Source organism: Streptomyces xantholiticus, from assembly GCF_014651015.1.
Classification (GTDB): domain Bacteria; phylum Actinomycetota; class Actinomycetes; order Streptomycetales; family Streptomycetaceae; genus Streptomyces; species Streptomyces xantholiticus.
Map to the genome: position 1 here is coordinate 297,841 of NZ_BMWB01000003.1, position 20,757 is coordinate 318,597.

Sequence of the window (20,757 nt, forward strand, 5' to 3'; positions counted from 1 at the left end):
AGTGACGACGATCACCCCCGATTCCGGGAACCGACCAGGGGACCGACCCTCATTTTCGCCCGCGCCCGGTGCGCCCGGTACGCTCACCGCCGTGCCACACGCTGATCAGTCTCCAACCACCCAGCAGGACGCCCCCGCGAAACATCCGGGAGCGCCCCGTCCGGACCGGCCCCGCCCGACGAAGCTCGCGGAGCTGGCGGCCAGGCTGGGGGTGCAGACCGAGAGCGCCGCGGAGGTCACCGGCATCACCCACGACTCGCGGGCGGTACGCCCCGGCGACGTGTACGCCGCACTGCCCGGGGCGCGCCTCCACGGCGCCGACTTCGTGGCCCAGGCCGCCGACCTGGGAGCGGCCGCCGTCCTCACCGACGAGACGGGCGCCGAACGCGCGGCGGCCACCGGCCTTCCGGTACTCGTCACCGACGACCCGCGGGGCAAGATGGGTGAGCTCGCCGCGGAGATCTACGGCCACCCCGGCAACGATCTGCTGCAGATCGGCATCACCGGCACCTCGGGGAAGACCACCACGGCCTACCTCGTCGAGGGCGGCCTCAAGGCGGCCGGCCGCTCCCCGGGCCTGATCGGCACGGTCGAGATGCGCATCGGCGACGAGCGCATCAAGTCCGAGCGCACGACACCCGAAGCGACCGACCTGCAGGCGCTGTTCGCGGTCATGCGTGAACGCGGCGCCGACTCGGTCGCCATGGAGGTCTCCAGCCACGCGCTCGTGCTCGGCCGGGTCGACGGCTGTGTCTTCGACATCGCCGTCTTCAACAACCTCAGCCCCGAGCACATGGAATTCCACTCCGACATGGAGGACTACTTCCAGGCGAAGGCGCAGCTGTTCACACCGCGGCGCAGCAAGGAAGCGGTCGTCAACCTCGACGACGACTACGGCCGCAGGCTCGCGGGCGAGGCCACGGTGCCCGTCACCACCTTCTCCGCCGAGGGGCATCCGGACGCCGACTGGCGGGCCGAGGACGTCGAAGTGGGCACCCATGGCTCGACGTTCACCGCGGTCGGCCCCGGGGGTGAGCGGGTACGCGCTCAGGCGCCGCTGCCCGGCCCGTTCAACGTCGCCAACACCCTCGCCGCCGTCGTCACCCTCACCGTCGCCGGGCTCGACCCGCAGACCGCCGCCGACGGCATCGCCGCCGTCCCCGGCGTGCCGGGCAGGCTGGAGCGCGTCGACGCCGGCCAGCCGTACCTCGCGGTGGTTGACTACGCGCACAAGACCGACGCCGTCGAATCCGTCCTGCGCTCGCTGCGCAAGGTCACGGAGGGCAAGATCCACATCGTGCTCGGCTGCGGCGGCGACCGCGATCGGACCAAGCGCGGCCCCATGGGCGCCGCGGCCGCACGACTGGCCGACACCGCCGTACTGACCTCCGACAACCCGCGCGGTGAGGACCCTCTCGCGATCCTCGCCACGATGCTGGCCGGCGCCGCGGAGGTGCCGATCCACGAACGCGGGGACGTCATGGTCCACGAGGACCGGGCCGCCGCCATCGCCGCGGCAGTCGCTCGCGCGGAGCCGGGCGACACCGTGCTCGTCGCGGGCAAGGGCCACGAACAGGGCCAGGACATCGCAGGAGTGGTCCGCCCGTTCGACGACCGCCAGGTGCTGCGCGCAGCCATCGAACGCTCGCTCAGCGGCGCAGCCGTCAAGAACAGTCAGGGATGACCCAGTGATCGCCCTCTCCCTCGCCGAGATCGCCGAAATCGTCGGCGGGCAGTCCCACGACATACCGGATCCGGCCACCCTCGTCACCGGCCCCGTCGTGATCGACTCCCGCGCGGTGGAACCCGGCAGCCTGTTCGCCGCCTTCCGGGGCGAGAACGTCGACGGCCACGACTACGCGGAGCGCGCGGTGGCCGAGGGCGCTGTGGCCGTACTGGCCACCCGCCCCCTCGGGGTGCCCGCCATCGTCGTCGACGACGTGCAGAACGCCTTGGGACGCCTGGCGCGCGCCGTCGTCGAACGCCTCGGCACCAAGGTCGTCGCGCTCACCGGCTCGGCCGGGAAGACCAGCACCAAGGACCTGATCGCACAGGTGCTCCAGCGCAAGGCACCCACTGTCTGGACACCCGGTTCCCTCAACAACGAGATCGGCCTGCCCCTCACCGCGTTGCGTGCCACCCAGGACACCCAGCACCTGGTGCTGGAGATGGGAGCGCGCGGAATCGGCCATATTCGCTACCTCACCGGACTGACCCCGCCCCGGATCGGCCTCGTGCTGAACGTCGGCACCGCACACATCGGCGAGTTCGGCGGCCGCGAGCAGATCGCGCAGGCCAAGGGCGAACTCGTCGAGTCGCTGCCGAAGGACGGCGTCGCCGTGCTCAACGCGGACGACCCGCTGGTCCGCGCCATGGCATCCCGTACCGAAGCCCGTGTGCTGCTGTTCGGGGAGGCCGACGACGCCGCCGTACGTGCCGAGAATGTCCGGCTCACGGAGCACGGACAACCCACCTTCACGCTCCACACACCCACCGGGTGCAGTGACGTGACCATGCGGCTGTACGGTGAGCACCACGTGTCGAACGCGCTCGCCGCGGCCGCCGTCGCCCATGAGCTGGACATGCCCGCCGACGAGATCGCCCTGGCGCTCTCCGAAGCCGGCACCCTCTCCCGCTGGCGGATGGAGGTCACGGAGCGTCCGGACGGCGTGACGGTCGTCAACGACGCCTACAACGCGAACCCCGAGTCCATGCGTGCCGCACTGCGTGCACTGGCCGCCATGGGCAAGGGGCGCCGTACGTGGGCGGTGCTCGGCCAGATGGCCGAGCTCGGTGACGAGGCACTCGTCGAGCACGACGCGGTCGGACGGCTCGCCGTCCGGCTCAACGTCGGCAAGCTCGTCGCGGTCGGGGGCAGGGAAGCGTCCTGGATGCAACTGGGCGCATACAACGAGGGTTCGTGGGGTGAGGAGTCGGTGCACGTGTCCGACGCGCAGGCGGCGGTCGACCTGTTGCGCAGTGAGCTGCGCCCGGGAGACGTCGTGCTGGTGAAGGCTTCCCGGTCGGTCGGTCTGGAGCGGATCGCACAGGCTCTGCTCGAGGGCTTCGAGGGTGAGGGTGCCGTCCGATGAGGCAGATCCTCTTCGCGGGAGCCATCGGTCTCTTCCTGACGCTGATCGGTACCCCGCTGCTGATCAAGCTGCTGGCCCGCAAGGGATACGGGCAGTTCATCCGCGACGACGGCCCACGCACCCACGGCAGCAAGAAGGGCACGCCCACCATGGGCGGCATCTCCTTCATCCTCGCCACACTCATCGCGTACGCGCTCGCCAAGGTGATCACCGGTGAGGACCCGACCTTCTCGGGTGTCCTGGTGCTCTTCCTGATGGCCGGCATGGGCCTGGTCGGCTTCCTCGACGACTACATCAAGATCGTCAAGCAGCGGTCGCTCGGTCTGCGGGCCAAGGCGAAGATGGCCGGACAGCTGATCGTCGGCATCGCCTTCGCCGTGCTGTCACTGCAGTTCGCAGACCTGCGGGGTCTCACCCCCGCCTCCACCAAGCTGTCGTTCATCACCGACTTCGGCTGGTCGATCGGCCCGGTGCTGTTCGTCGTCTGGGCGCTGTTCATGATTCTCGCGATGTCGAACGGCGTGAACCTGACGGACGGTCTGGACGGCCTGGCCACCGGTGCGTCGGTGATGGTCTTCGGTGCGTACACCTTCATCGGGCTGTGGCAGTTCCAGGAGTCCTGCGCCAACGCGCTGACCCTGACCAACCCCAACGCCTGCTTCGAGGTACGTGATCCGCTCGACCTCGCGGTCGTGGCGTCCGCGCTGATGGGCTCCTGCTTCGGCTTCCTGTGGTGGAACACGTCACCCGCCAAGATCTTCATGGGCGACACCGGCTCGCTCGCCCTGGGCGGCGCGCTCGCGGGCCTCGCGATCTGCTCCCGTACGGAGTTCCTGCTCGCCCTCCTCGGCGGGCTGTTCGTCCTCATCACCATGTCCGTGGTGATCCAGGTCGGTTCCTTCAAGATGACCGGCAAGCGGGTCTTCAGGATGGCGCCGCTGCAGCACCACTTCGAACTCAAGGGGTGGTCCGAAGTCCTTGTGGTGGTCCGGTTCTGGATCATCCAGGGCATGTGCGTGATCGTGGGTCTCGGGCTCTTCTACGCGGGATGGGCAGCCGACAAGTGAGCGACTGGCAGGGCAGGAACGTCACCGTCGCCGGCCTCGGAGTGAGCGGCATCAGTGCCGCGCGCGCCCTGGCCGGGCTCGGCGCGAAGGTCACCGTCGTGGACGGCGGATCCGGTGAGGCGCACGCGGCGCGCGCCGCCGAGATGGCCCAACTGGGCATCGCCGTGCGCCTGGGTGACGCAGAGACCCTGCCGGCCGGTACCGACCTGGTGGTCACCTCGCCCGGCTGGAAGCCGTCCAGCCCGCTCTTCGCCGCGGCGGCGGCCGCCGGTGTCGACGTCGTCGGCGACGTCGAGATCGCGTGGCGGCTGCGCGGCCCGGAAGCGGCGCCGTGGCTGGCGATCACCGGCACCAACGGCAAGACGACGACCACCCGGATGCTCGCCTCGATCCTCACGGCGGCCGGCCTGCGGACGGCCGCGATCGGCAACATCGGCACACCGATCGTCGACGTAGTCCTCGGCGACGAGCAGTACGACGTGCTCGCCGTCGAGCTCTCCAGCTACCAGTTGCACTGGGCGCCCTCCCTGCGCGCCCACTCCGCGGCCGTGCTCAACCTCGCGCCCGACCACCTCGACTGGCACGGCTCCATGGCGGCGTACGCCGCGGACAAGGGCCGTATCTACGAGGGCAACACAGTCGCCTGCGTCTACAACGTCGCCGACCCGGCGACCGAGGAGCTGGTCCGCGCGGCGGACGTCGAGGAGGGCTGCCGAGCCGTCGGCTTCACGCTCGGCACGCCTGCGCCGTCCCAACTCGGCATCGTGGAAGGCCTCCTGGTCGACCGGGCGTTCGTGGTGGACCGCCAGAAGCAGGCGCAGGAGCTCGCAGAGGTCGCCGACGTCAACCCGCCGGCGCCGCACAACATCGCCAACGCCCTTGCGGCCGCCGCGCTGGCCCGCGCCTTCGGTGTCGAGCCGGCCGCGGTACGGGACGGACTGCGCGCCTTCCGGCCCGACCCGCACCGCATCGAGCACGTCGCGGACGTGGCGGGCGTCGCGTACATCGACGACTCCAAGGCGACCAACACGCACGCCGCGGAGGCCTCTCTGGCCGCGTACGAGCCGATCGTGTGGATCGCCGGGGGACTTGCCAAGGGCGCCACCTTCGACGAGCTGGTCACGGCCTCGGCGAAGCGGCTGCGGGGCGTCGTCCTCATCGGGGCCGACCGCGCCCTGATCCGCGAAGCCCTCGCGCGACACGCGCCCGAGGTCCCGGTCGTCGACCTCGAGCGGACCGACACTGGGGCGATGTCCGCGGCGGTACGGGAGGCGGCCTCGCTCGCCCGGCCCGGAGACACGGTGCTACTGGCACCGGCCTGCGCCTCGATGGACATGTTCACCAACTACAACAAGCGGGGCGAGGCCTTCGCGGAAGCGGTCCGGGCCCTCGCCGACGAGCACGCCTGACAGCCGCGAGGTCCGGCAGGTGCCGGGCACGACTGGAGGGACAGCAACCATGCCGCCCACCGACGGGCCCCTGGGCCCGGGAGACACCCTCCCTGTCCCCGCCGCCGGGGCCGCCCCGCCGCCCCGCCGGCCGGCCCGCACCACCCCGGAGCCCGCACGTCCCGCGGCGGCCCCGCACACCACCGAGGCCGCGGCGCGGACGACCGTGGATGTTTCTTCCGTACCGCCGGGCCGTGCGCCCGCGGCCAGGGAAGCGGCCGACGGCGGGCGGACGGCTCCGCCGCCCCCGGTGGGTGCCTCTGCCGCCCCGGCGGCCCCCGACACCGCCGGGACGGCCGCGCCGCGCGCCGACGGCTGCGTCGTGCACCGGAGCGTTGCTCCGGTGGCCCCAGGGCGCGTCGGCAGGGCGGGGTCCTGGGTCCGGCAGGGCCCGCGCAGTCGGCCCGTCGCGCACGGCTACGGCGGCGGCGCCGCCCGGGGCGTGGCCCCGGCACCTCGTCGCCGTGCGCCGGGCCTGGCAGCCGCCGCCGGGGGCGCGGTACGCGTCGCAGGGGCGTGGATCGCCGGGCTCTTGCCCGCAGGCCCGGTGCCCGCCCTCGCCGGGGCGGCCGGCATCATGCCCGCAGGGCGCGTACCCGCCCTCACCGGCGGAGCCGGCATCGCGCTGCGGAGCCGGGTCGGGGGGGAGACGCGCCGGGCGTCCGGCGTGCGGGGCGGTGGGACGCGGGTGCCGAGCGCATCCCGCGGTCCCAAGGGACCTCGCGGGCCGCGGCGGCTGTACGAGCAGGCGCGCAGGGCCTGGGACCGCCCGCTCACCGCGTACTACCTGATCCTGGGCAGCAGCCTGCTGATCACCGTGCTCGGTCTCGTCATGGTCTACTCCGCGTCGATGATCCAGGCGCTGGAGTACTCGCTGCCCGCCTCGTACTTCTTCCAGAAGCAGTTCGTCGCCGCGATCATCGGCACGGTCCTCCTGCTGGTCGCCTCCCGTATGCCGGTGAAGCTGCACCGGGCCCTGGCCTACCCGCTCCTGATGGTCACCGTCTTCCTGATGGTGCTGGTCCAGGTCCCGGGGATAGGGCATGCGGTCAACGGCAACCAGAACTGGATCTATCTCGGCGGCCCGTTCCAGCTGCAGCCCAGTGAATTCGGCAAACTCGCCCTGATCCTGTGGGGTGCCGACCTGCTGGCCCGCAAGCAGGACCGGCGGCTGCTGACCCAGTGGAAGCACCTGCTGGTCCCGCTCGTCCCCGTCGCCTTCCTCCTGCTCGGCCTGATCATGCTCGGTGGCGACATGGGCACGGCGATCATCCTGACCGCGATCCTGTTCGGTCTGCTGTGGCTCGCGGGGGCGCCGACCCGGCTCTTCGGCGGGGTGCTCTGCATCGCCGGGTTCGGAGGGCTGATGCTGATCAGGACCAGCGAGAACCGGATGTCCCGGCTCGAGTGCATCGGGGCGATCGACCTCGGTCCGGAAGGCGAGTGCTGGCAGGCAGTGCACGGCATCTATGCTCTTGCCTCAGGCGGATGGTTCGGTTCCGGCCTCGGTGCAAGTGTGGAAAAATGGGGCCAACTACCCGAACCGCATACTGACTTCATCTTCGCCATCGCCGGGGAGGAACTGGGCCTGGCGGGGACGCTGTCGGTGCTCGCTCTGTTCGCGGCTCTAGGCTATGCGGGTATCCGCGTCGCCGGACGCACGGAGGACCCCTTCGTGAGGTACGCGGCGGGAGGCGTCACCACGTGGATCACGGCTCAGGCCATGGTCAACATCGGTGCGGTGCTCGGTCTGCTGCCGATCGCCGGCGTCCCGCTGCCGCTGTTCTCCTACGGAGGGTCCGCTCTGCTGCCGACGATGTTCGCCGTCGGGCTGCTGATCGCCTTCGCGCGAGAGGAACCCGCGGCGAAGGCTGCCCTGGCCGTGCGGAGGCCCGGGGTGAGATGGAAGTCGATGAGACGGCGCGTCAAGAAGCGTCCGTCCGGAGAGCGGTGAATTTCGGTGCATGTCGTACTCGCCGGTGGGGGGACCGCCGGCCATATCGAGCCCGCGCTCGCCCTCGCGGACGCCCTGCGCAGGCAGGACCCGACCGTGGGCATCACGGCCCTCGGTACGGAGCGCGGCCTCGAGACCCGGCTCGTGCCGGAGCGCGGCTACGAACTGGCGCTCATCCCCGCCGTCCCGCTGCCGCGCAAGCCCACCCCGGAACTGATCACCGTCCCGGGGCGGCTGCGCGGCACCATCAAGGCCGCGGAGCAGATCCTCGCCCGTACGAAGGCGGACTGCGTCGTCGGTTTCGGCGGTTATGTGGCGCTGCCCGGCTATCTCGCCGCCAAGCGCCTCGGCGTGCCGATCGTCATCCACGAGGCCAACGCCCGCCCCGGTCTGGCCAACAAGATCGGTTCGCGGTACGCCGCCGGAGTCGCCGTCGCCACCCCCGACAGCAAGCTGCGAGGTGCCCGCTACATCGGCATCCCGCTGCGTCACACCATCGCGACGCTCGACCGCGCCAGGGTCCGCCCCGAGGCGCGCGCGGCCTTCGGTCTCGACCCCAATCTGCCGACGCTGCTGGTCTCCGGCGGCTCGCAGGGAGCCCGCCGCCTCAACGAGGTGACCCAGCAGATCGCCCCGGTGCTCCAGCGCTCCGGAATCCAGATCCTGCACGCGGTCGGACCGAAGAACGAAGTGCCGCGCGTGGACAACATGCCCGGCATGCCGCCCTATGTGCCGGTACCGTACGTGGACCGGATGGATCTCGCGTACGCCGCCGCCGACATGATGCTCTGCCGTGCGGGCGCGATGACCGTCGCCGAACTCTCCGCCGTGGGCCTGCCCGCCGCTTACGTGCCGCTGCCGATCGGCAACGGCGAACAGCGGCTCAACGCCCAGCCGGTGGTGAAGGCCGGCGGCGGACTGCTGGTCGACGACGCCGAGCTGACCCCCGAGTGGGTCCATGGCAACGTCCTTCCGGTGCTCGCCGATCCGCACCGGCTGTACGAGATGTCGCGTGCGGCCGCCGAATTCGGCCGCAGGGACGCCGACGACCTGCTCGTCGGAATGGTGTACGAGGCGATTGCTGCACGCCGCAAGGCGTGAGAAGGCAGGGAGCGTGGCCGGACCGACCACCGCGAAACGCAGTACGCCGGGCCCCTCCGGCGGGCCGGACGGACCGAACGGGGCGGACGGCAAGGGCCGTCCGTCCCGGGTGGACACGCCCCCCGGCCGCTTCCGGCGGCCCGGGCCCCGCTTCCTGCTGATCGCCCTCGCCGCGCTCCTGCTCGTCGCCGGTGTCCTCTGGCTGCTCTACGGCTCCTCGTGGCTGCGCGCCGAACACGTGGAGACCACCGGCACGGACGTGCTCACCCCGGCCGAGGTGGAGGCCGCGGCGAAGGTGCCGATCGGGGAGCCGCTCGTCTCGGTCGACACGGACGCCGTCGAGGCCCGGCTGGTGCGGGCACTGCCGCGTATCGACTCGGTCGAAGTCGGGCGGGCGTGGCCGCACGGCATCGAACTGGTCGTCATCGAACGAAAGCCGGTCCTGCTGCTCGAAAAGGGCGAAAAGTTCGTCGAAGTGGACGCGGACGGAGTCCGGTTCGCCACGGTCGTCAAGGCGCCGAAGGATGTTCCCCTGCTCCGGCTCGAAGTTGACCGCTCGCCGAGCCTGAAGCGATTCGGCCCGGACCGGCTGCTCGCGGAGGCGGTCCGGGTCCAAGGCGATCTGCCCCCGAAAGTCACCGCCGATCTGAAGAGTATGAAAGTAGTCTCGTACGACTACATCTCCCTGAAGTTGAGCGGCAATCGCACCGTGGTGTGGGGCAGCTCCGAGGCGGGGGAGGCGAAGGCCCGCGCACTCGAGGCACTCATGAAAGCAGCTCCGAAGGCCGGGTACTTCGATGTGAGTGCGCCCAGCGCGCCTGCCACGTCCGGGAGTTGACGCTCATCCGTGCTGGCCAGCACCCTGGTTGGTCACGGCTGTGCGTGATCACATAGGGTGAAAAGAAAAACGGGAGGTTCGGCGTGTTCGTTGAACGGGCGCCACTTGTCGACTTAGTGTCCTGTTCGGAAGAGTCCAGGGAACAGACACACTGGTAACCCTAAACTTCAGCGTTAGGGTTCGGGTCGGCAGCCGGCTGGTCGGGCCGTCCCAATTCGACATCAGTCGTCGCAGCGCGGCCCGCGCGGCGGCGACACGTAACTCGAGGCGAGAGGCCTTCGACGTGGCAGCACCGCAGAACTACCTCGCAGTCATCAAGGTCATCGGTGTCGGCGGCGGTGGTGTCAATGCCATCAACCGAATGATCGAGGTCGGTCTCAAGGGCGTCGAGTTCATCGCTATCAACACGGACGCCCAGGCGCTGTTGATGAGCGACGCCGACGTCAAGCTCGACGTCGGCCGCGAACTGACCCGAGGCCTCGGCGCCGGAGCGAATCCGGCAGTCGGTCGCAAGGCGGCAGAGGACCACCGCGAGGAGATCGAGGAGGTCCTCAAGGGGGCCGACATGGTCTTCGTCACCGCCGGTGAAGGCGGCGGCACCGGCACCGGCGGCGCGCCCGTCGTCGCCAACATCGCCCGTTCGCTGGGTGCCCTGACGATCGGCGTGGTCACCCGCCCGTTCACCTTCGAGGGCCGCAGGCGCGCGAACCAGGCGGAGGACGGCATCGCCGAGCTCCGCGAAGAGGTCGACACCCTCATCGTCATTCCCAACGATCGGCTGCTGTCCATCTCGGACCGCCAGGTCAGCGTCCTCGACGCGTTCAAGTCCGCCGACCAGGTGCTGCTGTCGGGTGTCCAGGGAATCACGGACCTCATCACCACCCCCGGTCTGATCAACCTCGACTTCGCCGACGTCAAGTCCGTGATGTCCGAGGCCGGCTCCGCCCTCATGGGCATCGGCTCCGCCCGGGGCGACGACCGCGCGGTGGCCGCGGCCGAGATGGCCATCTCCTCGCCGCTGCTCGAGGCGTCCATCGACGGCGCCCGCGGTGTGCTGCTCTCCATCTCCGGCGGCAGCGACCTCGGCCTGTTCGAGATCAACGAGGCCGCCCAGCTGGTCAGCGAGGCCGCCCACCCCGAGGCCAACATCATCTTCGGTGCCGTCATCGACGACGCGCTCGGCGACGAGGTCCGGGTCACCGTGATCGCGGCCGGCTTCGACGGCGGTCAGCCGCCCGCCCGCCGGGAGAACGTGATCGGCTCCGCGTCCGCCAAGCGCGAGGAGCAGACCTCCACCCCGGCCCGCGGCGCCGACAGCCCCCGCCCGGCCGGCGGCCTCGGCACCGTACCGGTTCGCGAGGAGCCCACCTCCGTCGAGCCGGCCCCGGTCGCGAGCGACCTGGGCTCGTCGTCCGGGTCGGCGCAGGTCCCGCCGGCCCGTCCGTACCCGGACAGCCAGGCGGAAGAGCTGGATGTCCCGGACTTCCTGAAGTGACAGTGCAGCACGACGCGATAGACGAGAGCGGCGCGCACTTCGCCTTCACCGACAGGTGGGGCGGGGTGAGCGCCGTTCCGTACGAGGAGCTGAACCTCGGCGGCGCCGTCGGGGACGACCCGGAGGCCGTGCTGGCCAACCGTGCGATCGCGGCCAAGTCCTTGGGACTCGACCCCGCCCAGGTGGTCTGGATGAACCAGGTCCACGGCAACGACGTGGCCGAGGTGACCGGGCCCTGGGGGGACGGCAGGGCCCTGGAGGTCGACGCACTCGTCACCGCGCGGCGCGGCCTCGCCCTCGCGGTGCTCACCGCCGACTGCACCCCGGTCCTGCTCGCCGACCCGGTCGCCTCGGTCGTGGGTGCGGCACACGCTGGACGCCCCGGAATGGTCGCGGGCGTCGTGCCCGCCGTCGTCGAGGCGATGCGGAAGCTGGGCGCCGAGCCGGAACGCATCATCGCCCGTACGGGACCGTCCGTTTGCGGTCGTTGTTATGAAGTACCCGAGCAGATGCGGTCGGAAGTGGCCGCCGTCGAGCCCGCCGCCTGGTCGGAGACCAGCTGGGGCACCCCGGCCGTCGACGTCACGGCGGGGGTGCACGCCCAGCTCGAGGCGCTCGGGGTCCGCGACCGCCGGAAGTCGCCGGTCTGCACCCTCGAATCGCGTGACCACTACTCGTACCGCCGTGACCGCACCACCGGGCGGCTCGCCGGATACGTCTGGCTGGAGGACCGGGACACTTCATGACCGACCGGAGAACCGAACTCGCCGGGAACCTGGCCGCGGTGGAGGAACGTATCGCCGCCGCCTGTGCGGCAGCGGGCCGTGCCCGGGAGGAGGTGACGCTCATCGTGGTCACCAAGACCTATCCGGCGAGCGATGTGCGCATCCTCCATGAACTCGGTGTGCGTCATGTGGCGGAGAACCGCGATCAGGACGCGGCTCCCAAGGCGGCCGCATGCACGGATCTGAACCTTCACTGGCATTTCGTCGGTCAATTGCAGACCAACAAGGTCCGTTCTGTCGCGAGTTATGCCGATGTGGTGCAGTCCGTCGACCGGCCGAAGCTCGTTTCCGCCCTTTCGGCCGCCGCAGTACGGGCGGAGCGGGAGCTCGGCTGCCTGATCCAGGTCGCGCTCGACGCGGAGTCGGGGCAGCAGGGGGCCCGGGGCGGGATCGCGCCGGACGGGATCGAGGAGTTGGCCGCGGCGGTGGCCGGCTCACCGGGACTGCGGCTCGACGGGCTGATGACCGTCGCGCCGCTCGCCGGACCGTACGCGGGACGGCAACAGGCGGTGTTCGAGCGGCTGATGGAATTCTCATCCGGCCTGCGCGCGGCCCATCCGGCTGCGAACATGGTGTCAGCAGGGATGAGTGCGGACCTCGAGCAGGCCGTGGCGGCGGGAGCGACACATGTGCGCGTCGGTACGGCGGTACTCGGAGTCCGCCCCCGGCTCGGGTAACGTCGCGAAGCAAGTCGGACCACAGTAGAAAATATGGTCATTCCTGCACAAAGCGGGCAGACCGAGTGGATCGCGGGCACTTGGTGACGAATGCCGATCCACCACAGAGCGGAGGACTCAGAGAATGGCCGGCGCGATGCGCAAGATGGCGGTCTACCTCGGCCTCGTGGAGGACGATGGGTACGACGGCCGGGGTTTCGACCCCGATGACGACTTCGAACCCGAGCCGGAGCCCGAGCGGGAGCATCGGCGGCACACGCCCCCACGTCAGATGGAGCGCGAGGAGCCGGTGCGGGTGGCGGCGCCGCCGGCGCAGCGTGAGCCCGTCGCCCTTCCGATCGACAGTGGTCGTCCGGCACGGATCGCCCCCGTGGCATCCATCACACCTGAACGCCCGAGCATGGAGAAGAACGCACCGGTGATCATGCCCAAGGTCGTGTCCGAGCGGGAGCCCTACCGCATCACCACACTGCATCCGCGGACCTACAACGAGGCCCGTACCATCGGGGAACACTTCCGCGAAGGCACCCCCGTGATCATGAACCTCACGGAGATGGACGATACGGACGCGAAGCGACTTGTCGACTTTGCCGCGGGACTCGTCTTCGGTCTGCATGGCAGCATTGAGCGAGTGACGCAGAAGGTGTTCCTGTTGTCGCCTGCTAACGTCGATGTCACGGCGGAAGACAAGGCCCGCATCGCAGAGGGCGGGTTCTTCAACCAGAGCTGAGAAAAGACACCGGGAACGACCGGCCGTACGGCCGGTGACACGAGAGCCAGGGGAGAGGGAAGCGCGGGATGGGCGTCGCACTGGATGTGGTCTACATCGCGCTGATGTGCTTCCTTGTCGTGCTGATCTTCCGGCTCGTCATGGACTACGTCTTCCAGTTCGCCCGTTCATGGCAACCCGGCAAGGCGATGGTGGTCGTTCTTGAGGCCACCTACACTGTCACCGATCCACCGCTCAAGCTTCTGCGGCGATTCATCCCGCCGTTGCGTCTCGGGGGCGTGGCACTCGACCTGTCCTTCTTCGTTCTGATGATCATCGTCTACATCCTGATCTCCATCGTGCGCGGCTTGGGGAACTCGATGTGAGCGATACGGTCCTGCCGACTGCCGACGACTACGTAGAGGTGAAGAAGAGATGCCGCTGACTCCCGAGGACGTGCGGAACAAGCAGTTCACGACCGTCCGCCTCCGAGAAGGCTACGACGAGGACGAGGTCGATGCCTTCCTCGACGAGGTCGAGTCCGAGCTGACCCGTCTGCTCCGCGAGAACGAGGACCTGCGCGCGAAGCTGGCCGCGGCGACCCGTGCGGCCGCGCAGAACCAGCAGCAGGGCATGCGCAAACCTCCCGAGCCACAGGACGGCCGTGGCCCGGGCGGACCCGGCGCACCGGTGCCTGCCGCCATATCGGGACCCCCGGTCCAGCAGCAGCCCCCGCAGATGGGTCCGCCCCAGCTGCCCGGTGGGGCCCCTCAGCTGCCGGCCGGTCCCAGCCACGGCGGCCCGCAGGGCCCGGGCGGCCCGATGGGCCCCGGCCCGATGCAGGGCGGACCCATGGGCGGCCCGATGGGCGGCCCCATGGGTCACGGTGGCCCGCAGGGTCCCGGTCCGATGGGCCAGGCTCCCGGCGGCGACAGCGCCGCGCGTGTCCTCTCGCTGGCCCAGCAGACCGCCGACCAGGCGATCGCCGAGGCCCGTTCCGAGGCCAACAAGATCGTCGGCGAGGCGCGTTCGCGCGCCGAGGGCCTCGAGCGGGACGCCCGCGCCAAGGCCGACGCCCTTGAGCGGGACGCCCAGGAGAAGCACCGCGTCGCCATGGGCTCCCTCGAGTCCGCGCGCGCCACGCTGGAGCGCAAGGTCGAGGACCTGCGGGGCTTCGAGCGCGAGTACCGGACCCGGCTGAAGTCCTACCTGGAGAGCCAGCTGCGCCAGCTGGAGACCCAGGCGGACGACTCCCTGGCCCCGCCGCGCTCCCCGGCGGCCGCGTCGCTGCCGCCGTCCCCGGCGCCTTCCATGGCCCCGGCAGGCGCGAGCGCCCCGTCCTACGGCGGCGGTCAGACGATGGGCGGCCACGGCGGCCCCTCGCCGTCCGGTCCGTCCTACGGCGGCCAGCAGCAGATGTCCCCGGCGATGACCCAGCCGATGGCACCGGTGCGGCCGCAGGCGCCGCAGCCGATGCAGCAGGCACCGTCGCCGATGCGGGGCTTCCTGATCGACGAGGACGACAACTGACGGCGCTGCGCGCGGAGCGCGCGTAGCCGTCGGCAGACTGCGGGGCCGGGCCCTGGACGTGTTCCACGTCCAGGGCCCGGCCCTTTGCGCGTGCCGGCGCGGGTGGGGGCCGGCCGCTGCGCGGAGCGGTTCCCCTCCCCGCCCCTTCCCGATCCCGGGCAAGCCCCGGGCCCCGCAGGCCCCTTCGGGGGGTTGCTCGGGGCTCTTCCCCCGGACCCCGTACCGCGCTTTGGGCGGTGTCCTCAAGCTCCCCTACGGCCCAGCGGCCGCCGTGGGTGCGGGTGCCTCCCACGCCGTCAGGGGTAGGAGGAGTGCCCAGGACGGGCTGACGCGCAGCGAAATCAGCCCCGCCGGCGATTGAGCCGCCGGGGAGCGGGGGCGGAGCCCCCGGAACACCGTGCGAAGCGCGGTACGGGGTCCGGGGCTCACCCCGGTCGGGAAGGGGCGGGGAGAAGACAGCGGGCCCGGCCACCCATGGCCGGGCCCGGTGCGCCGGCGTGCTCGCCGCGCGTTACGCCTTGCGCAGGCGGAATGTCAGCGACAGGCCGTCGTCCGTGAACGGGTCGCCGTACGACCCGTCGGCCTCCCCGGTCGCAAAGTCCGTGGCCAGCACCTCGTCCGCGATCAGCGACGCGTGCTCGGAGAGCGCCGAGGCGACCTCGGGGTCCTCGGAGGACCACCGCAGGGCGATCCGGTCCGCCACGTCCAGGCCACTGTTCTTGCGGGCCTCCTGGATGAGACGGATCGCGTCACGGGCCAGACCGGCCCGCCGCAGTTCCTCCGTGATCTCCAGGTCGAGGGCGACCGTCGCGCCCGAGTCGGAGGCGACCGACCAGCCCTCCCGTGGGGTCTCCGTGATGATGACCTCCTCCGGGGAGAGCGTGATCGTCTGGCCGCCCACCTCCAGCGTCGCCTCGCCGGAGCGCAGCGCCAGGGACAGCGCGGCAGCGTCCGCCGCCGCGACCGCCTTGGCCACGTCCTGCACGCCCTTGCCGAAGCGCTTGCCGAGCGCCCGGAAGTTGGCCTTGGCCGTGGTGTCGACCAGCGAGCCGCCGACCTCGGAGAGGGAAGCCAGCGACGAGACGTTCAGCTCCTCCGTGATCTGCGCCTGCAGTTCCTCGGAGAGCGAGGAGAAGCCGGTCGCCGCGACCAGCGCCCGGGAGAGCGGCTGGCGGGTCTTCACACCGGATTCGGCACGCGTCGCACGACCCAGCTCGACCAGGCGGCGCACCAGCGCCATCTGGGACGACAGTGTCGGGTCGATCGCGTCCAGGTCGGCGACCGGCCACGAGGCGAGGTGCACCGACTCCGGCGCGTCCGGGGCCACGGGCGCGACCAGGTCCTGCCAGACCCGCTCGGTGATGAACGGGGTCAGCGGCGCCATGAGCCGTGTGACCGTCTCCACCACGTCGTGCAGGGTCCGCAGCGCCGACGCGTCACCCTGCCAGAACCGACGGCGCGAGCGGCGCACGTACCAGTTCGAGAGGTCGTCGACGAAGGCGGACAGCAGCTTGCCGGCGCGCTGGGTGTCGTACGCCTCCATTGCCTGGGTGACCTGGTCGACCAGCGCGTGGAGTTCGGAGAGCAGCCAGCGGTCGAGGACCGTGCGCTCGGCCGGCGCCGGGTCGGCGGCGGAGGGGGCCCAGCCGGACGTACGGGCGTACAGGGCCTGGAAGGCCACCGTGTTCCAGTACGTGAGGAGCGTCTTGCGCACGACCTCCTGGATCGTGCCGTGACCCACGCGCCGCGCGGCCCACGGCGAGCCGCCGGCTGCCATGAACCAGCGGACCGCGTCCGCGCCGTGCTGGTCCATCAACGGGATCGGCTGCAGGATGTTGCCCAGGTGCTTGGACATCTTGCGGCCGTCCTCGGCGAGGATGTGGCCGAGGCAGACCACGTTCTCGTACGACGACTTGTCGAAGACCAGGGTGCCGACGGCCATCAGCGTGTAGAACCAGCCGCGGGTCTGGTCGATGGCCTCGGAGATGAACTGCGCCGGGTAGCGCTTCTCGAAGATCTCCTTGTTCTTGTACGGGTAGCCCCACTGCGCGAACGGCATCGAACCCGAGTCGTACCAGGCGTCGATGACCTCCGGGACGCGCGTCGCGGTCTGCCCGCAGCCGTCGTGCGGGCAGGCGAAGGTGACCTCGTCGATGTACGGGCGGTGCGGGTCGAGCCCCGACCGGTCGGTGCCGGTCAGCTCCGACAGCTCGGCGAGTGAGCCGACGCAGGTGAGGTGCTTCTCCTCGCAGCGCCAGATCGGCAGCGGCGTGCCCCAGTAGCGGTTACGGGACAGGGCCCAGTCGATGTTGTTGTTCAGCCAGTCCCCGTACCGGCCCTGCTTGACCGAGTCGGGGAACCAGTTGGTTGCCTCGTTCTCGGCGAGCAGCCGGTCCTTGATCACCGTGGTGCGGATGTACCAGGACGGCTGTGCGTAGTAGAGCAGGGCGGTGTGGCAGCGCCAGCAGTGCGGGTAGCTGTGCTCGTACGGGATGTGCTTGAAGAGCAGGCCGCGGGCCTGGAGGTCGGCCGTGAGCGCCTCGTCGGCCTTCTTGAAGAAGACGCCGCCGACCAGCGGGACGTCCTCCTCGAAGGTGCCGTCGGGGCGGACCGGGTTGACGACCGGCAGGCCGTAGGCGCGACAGACCTTGAGGTCGTCCTCACCGAAGGCGGGGGACTGGTGGACCAGACCCGTACCGTCCTCGGTCGTCACATAGTCGGCGTTGACGACGTAGTGGGCCTCTGCGGGACTGCGCCCGTCGGTCCCCCCGCTGACGCCCGGGAACTCGACGAGCTCGAAGGGGCGCTGGTAGGTCCAGCGCTCCATCTCGGCACCGGTGAACGTCGTGCCCGTGACCTCCCAGCCCTCGCCGAGCGCCTTCTCCAGCAGCGGCGCGGCGACGACCAGCTTCTCGTCACCGTTCGTCGCCACGACGTAGGTGACCTCGGGGTGGGCGGCGACCGCCGTGTTGGACACCAGCGTCCAGGGGGTCGTCGTCCATACCAGCAGCGCGGCCTCGCCCGCCAGCGGGCCGGAGGTCAGCGGGAAGCGCACGAAGACGGACGGGTCGACGACCGTCTCGTAGCCCTGCGCCAGCTCGTGGTCCGAGAGGCCGGTGCCGCAGCGCGGGCACCAGGGGGCGACACGGTGGTCCTGGACCAGCAGGCCCTTGTTGAAGATCTCCTTGAGCGACCACCACACCGACTGGACGTAGTCCGGGTCCATCGTGCGGTAGGCGTCGTCCAGGTCGACCCAGTAGCCCATGCGCGTCGTCAGCTCGGCGAACGCGTCCGTGTGCCGGGTCACCGACTCACGGCACTTCGCGTTGAACTCGGCGATGCCGTACGCCTCGATGTCCTTCTTGCCGGAGAACCCGAGCTCCTTCTCGACGGCCAGCTCCACCGGCAGACCGTGGCAGTCCCAGCCGGCCTTGCGGGCCACGTGGTAGCCGCGCATGGTGCGGAAGCGGGGGAAGACGTCCTTGAAGACGCGGGCCTCGATGTGGTGCGCGCCCGGCATGCCGTTCGCCGTGGGCGGGCCCTCGTAGAACACCCACTCGGGGCGGCCCTCGGACTGCTCGAGGCTCTTGGCGAAGATCTTGCTCTCGCGCCAGAAGTCGAGCACGGCGTGCTCGAGCGCGGGCAGGTCGACCTGAGCCGGCACCTGACGGTACTGGGGGGGTGTCATCTACGAACTCCTCCGGCGGACAGCTTCTCTTCCGTCGGAGGGACGAGAGCGCCGATGCTGTTCGGCCGGCTCCCGCGGTACCACCCTCCTTGGCGGTGCACAGGTCACCGCCCCCTCATTGGGGTCGCGATGCCGGTTCTACCGGCCGCGGCACAGTCTCCGCGGCTTTCTTCCGGCGGCTCCGGGGTGATGCTTCACGTCGCGCCGGCCCCCGGGCTCTCACCGTCCCCGGGTCGCTCATGGCTGCGTACGACGCTACTCGTCCCCATCCACGCCTTTCGCTGCGCCCAGTGTACGGGGCCCTACGAGGACCGGCCGACCGCTTTTCGGGCGGCGGCGCGGCCCACCCGAATGGCCACACGGGTCCCGACCGGGCACGACGCACGCCACCGGGCGGATTACTGGGCGGGGAGCTGGGCACAACGGATGCAGGCCCGGCTTCTCGCAGCCCGGGGCGGGCCCAACCGGCGGCGTGCCCCGTTGCCGCGGGGCTGGGGTCGATTTATCGTCCCAGCACGATTCGCGAGCAAGATCACAATATGTGAAGGGGCCGCGGCCATGGAGGCGAAGAAGACTGCCGACACGACGGCGTCCGAGCGTTCCGCCGCCGCGGTAGCGAAGTCCGGAAGGACCACCCACGAGCCCCCCGGGAGGACGACCACGCCCCGGAAGTCCACGTCGAAGACGTCCACAGCCTTGGAGACAGCGTCCGGGAAGCCGGCGACCGGTGGTGTCTCACGGACCTCGAGGAAGACGGCGGCGGGCTCGACGAAGAAGGCAGCGGCCAGTAGGCCCGCCCCGAAGGGGCAGCCCCACGGCAGCGCCGCCGCCGAGCGCCCCACGGCACCGGCGCCCAAGAAGGCCGCGGCGAAGAAGACGGCGGCAGAGAGGACGGCGGCAGAGAAGACGGCGGCAGAGAGGACGGTGTCCAAGAAGGCCGCGGCGAAGAAGACGGCCGCCAAGAAGTCCGCGGCCGAGCCGGCCGGCCCCAGGAAGACGGCGCCCAGCAAGACCGCGCCCAGGAAGGCGGTGCCCAAGAAGGCGGCGGCCCGCAAGCCCGCGGGCGAAGAGACGGCCGGTGGGGCGGTCAGGAAGACCACTCCCGGCAGGGCCGGGAAGAAGACCGGGGCGGGGGCCGACGTGGCGCCCGGGCCGGTCACCAAGGAGGTCGTCGACGAGGCGACCGCCGCCAAGAGGGCCGCGCCCGCGGCCGAGGGGGCGGCCGAGGCCGCGAAGCAGACAGGAGCCAGGACGGTGGCAGCGAAGAAGACCGCGGGTAGGGCATCAGTCGCAGGCGGGAGCACCGTGGCGGTGTCCACGGCCCGTACGGCGGCCACGACGCCGCCGGGTGAGCTGGCGGTACGGCCGGGCGAGGACCCGTGGACCCAGGAGGAGGTCGACGAGGCGCGGGCGGAGCTCGAGGGCGAGGCGGCCCGGCTGAACGCCGAGATCACCTCCTCCGAGGCCGCCCTCGCGGGCCTGATGCGGGACTCCGGCGACGGCGCCGGGGACGACGAGGCCGACGCCGGCGCCAAGAACATCACGCGCGAGCACGAGATGGCGCTTGCGGCGAACGGCCGCGAGATGCTCGAGCAGACCGAGCGTGCGCTGCAGCGGCTCGACACCGGGACGTACGGTCTCTGCGAGAGCTGTGGCAAGCCGATCGGAAAGGCCCGGATGCAGGCCTTCCCGCGTGCGACCCTGTGCGTCGAGTGCAAACAGAAGCAGGAGCGCAGGAGCTGATCGGGCGAAGGCGTGCCGTACCCTCGTCCAATCAGGCACCTAGGTTGAGGGACTCACGTGGCAGAGGCGGAGCGCATCATCGGTACGCCAGATGTTGACGACGAGGCTGCGGCGCCCGCCGAGCCGCCGACGGGCAAGCGCAAGATCGCCATGCTGTTCGCGGTGGCCCTCGTCGCCTACCTGCTCGACCTCGGCAGCAAGCTGCTCGTGGTGGCCAAGCTGGAGCACCACGAGCCGATCCAGATCATCGGCGACTGGCTGAAGTTCGAGGCGGTACGGAACCCGGGCGCCGCGTTCGGCATGGGTGAGGCCTTCACCATCATCTTCACCTTCATCGCGGCGACCGTGATCGTCGTGATCGTGCGTCTGGCGCGCAAGCTCTACAGCGGTCCCTGGGCGCTCGCCCTCGGACTGCTGCTGGGCGGGGCGCTCGGCAATCTGACCGACCGGATCTTCCGTTCGCCCGGCGTCTTCGAGGGCGCGGTCGTGGACTTCATCGCGCCCGCGCACTTCGCCGTGTTCAACCTCGCCGACTCCGCGATCGTGTGCGGCGGCGTCCTGATCGTGCTGCTCTCCTTCAAGGGCCTTGACCCCGACGGGACGGTCCACAAGGACTGACAAGGCATACTC

The 20,757-nt window shown here is 70.7% G+C and carries 16 protein-coding genes; 15 read left to right on the top strand and 1 reads right to left on the bottom strand.

Annotation, left to right across the window (positions count from 1 at the left end; all coding sequences use genetic code 11):
* Position 1: 1 nt before the first annotated feature.
* From IE198_RS07885 to IE198_RS07945, 13 genes are all read left to right on the top strand, one after another.
* Positions 2-1,684 carry a UDP-N-acetylmuramoyl-L-alanyl-D-glutamate--2,6-diaminopimelate ligase gene (locus tag IE198_RS07885; protein WP_189884149.1) on the top strand — a complete coding sequence of 561 codons (1,683 nt, stop codon included), beginning with the start codon at positions 2-4 and terminating at the stop codon, positions 1,682-1,684.
* A gap of 4 nt (positions 1,685-1,688) precedes the next feature.
* Positions 1,689-3,092, top strand: a complete 1,404-nt coding sequence (locus IE198_RS07890) for a UDP-N-acetylmuramoyl-tripeptide--D-alanyl-D-alanine ligase (protein WP_189884151.1) — start codon at positions 1,689-1,691, stop codon at positions 3,090-3,092.
* The gene (gene mraY, locus IE198_RS07895; RefSeq protein WP_100106693.1) at positions 3,089-4,159 is read left to right on the top strand and encodes a phospho-N-acetylmuramoyl-pentapeptide-transferase; all 1,071 of its coding nucleotides are present in this window, start codon (positions 3,089-3,091) and stop codon (positions 4,157-4,159) included. Before IE198_RS07890 ends, mraY begins: the two co-directional genes overlap by 4 nt.
* A complete protein-coding gene (murD, locus tag IE198_RS07900; protein WP_189884153.1) occupies positions 4,141-5,568 on the top strand; it encodes a UDP-N-acetylmuramoyl-L-alanine--D-glutamate ligase in 1,428 nt (475 codons plus the stop codon). Before mraY ends, murD begins: the two co-directional genes overlap by 19 nt.
* 616 nt (positions 5,569-6,184) lie before the next feature.
* On the top strand, positions 6,185-7,561 hold the full coding sequence (gene ftsW / locus IE198_RS07905) for a putative lipid II flippase FtsW (RefSeq protein ID WP_189884400.1): 1,377 nt from the start codon (positions 6,185-6,187) through the stop codon (positions 7,559-7,561).
* A gap of 6 nt (positions 7,562-7,567) precedes the next feature.
* Complete coding sequence (murG, locus tag IE198_RS07910; RefSeq protein ID WP_189884155.1) at positions 7,568-8,662, top strand: undecaprenyldiphospho-muramoylpentapeptide beta-N-acetylglucosaminyltransferase; 1,095 nt, start codon at positions 7,568-7,570, stop codon at positions 8,660-8,662.
* A 13-nt stretch (positions 8,663-8,675) separates the two neighbouring features.
* Complete coding sequence (locus IE198_RS07915) at positions 8,676-9,500, top strand: cell division protein FtsQ/DivIB (protein WP_189884156.1); 825 nt, start codon at positions 8,676-8,678, stop codon at positions 9,498-9,500.
* A 283-nt stretch (positions 9,501-9,783) separates the two neighbouring features.
* On the top strand, positions 9,784-10,995 hold the full coding sequence (gene ftsZ / locus IE198_RS07920; RefSeq protein WP_189884158.1) for a cell division protein FtsZ: 1,212 nt from the start codon (positions 9,784-9,786) through the stop codon (positions 10,993-10,995).
* Entirely contained in the window at positions 10,992-11,741 is a 750-nt protein-coding gene (gene pgeF / locus IE198_RS07925; protein ID WP_189884160.1) for a peptidoglycan editing factor PgeF, read from the top strand. The genes ftsZ and pgeF overlap by 4 nt, the downstream gene beginning before the upstream one ends.
* The gene (locus tag IE198_RS07930) at positions 11,738-12,457 is read left to right on the top strand and encodes a YggS family pyridoxal phosphate-dependent enzyme (protein ID WP_189884162.1); all 720 of its coding nucleotides are present in this window, start codon (positions 11,738-11,740) and stop codon (positions 12,455-12,457) included. The genes pgeF and IE198_RS07930 overlap by 4 nt, the downstream gene beginning before the upstream one ends.
* A gap of 124 nt (positions 12,458-12,581) precedes the next feature.
* Positions 12,582-13,187, top strand: coding sequence for a cell division protein SepF (locus IE198_RS07935; RefSeq protein ID WP_100106685.1), 606 nt, complete (start codon positions 12,582-12,584; stop codon positions 13,185-13,187).
* 68 nt (positions 13,188-13,255) lie between these two features.
* Positions 13,256-13,552 (top strand): YggT family protein, encoded by a 297-nt coding sequence (locus tag IE198_RS07940; protein ID WP_005318710.1) that lies wholly within the window; start codon positions 13,256-13,258, stop codon positions 13,550-13,552.
* A gap of 49 nt (positions 13,553-13,601) precedes the next feature.
* Positions 13,602-14,696: a DivIVA domain-containing protein gene (locus IE198_RS07945; protein ID WP_189884164.1), complete on the top strand. Its 1,095-nt coding sequence runs from the start codon at positions 13,602-13,604 to the stop codon at positions 14,694-14,696.
* Between the two features lie 511 nt (positions 14,697-15,207).
* On the opposite strand, the gene ileS is transcribed toward IE198_RS07945, so the two are convergent.
* Complete coding sequence (gene ileS, locus IE198_RS07950; RefSeq protein WP_189884166.1) at positions 15,208-18,384, bottom strand: isoleucine--tRNA ligase; 3,177 nt, start codon at positions 18,382-18,384, stop codon at positions 15,208-15,210.
* Between the two features lie 558 nt (positions 18,385-18,942).
* On the opposite strand from ileS, the gene IE198_RS07955 reads away from it, so the two are divergent.
* Together IE198_RS07955 and lspA are read left to right on the top strand one after the other, a co-directional pair.
* Positions 18,943-20,127, top strand: coding sequence for a TraR/DksA C4-type zinc finger protein (locus IE198_RS07955; RefSeq protein WP_189884168.1), 1,185 nt, complete (start codon positions 18,943-18,945; stop codon positions 20,125-20,127).
* A 57-nt stretch (positions 20,128-20,184) separates the two neighbouring features.
* On the top strand, positions 20,185-20,745 hold the full coding sequence (gene lspA / locus IE198_RS07960; RefSeq protein ID WP_189884170.1) for a signal peptidase II: 561 nt from the start codon (positions 20,185-20,187) through the stop codon (positions 20,743-20,745).
* Positions 20,746-20,757: the final 12 nt, after the last annotated feature.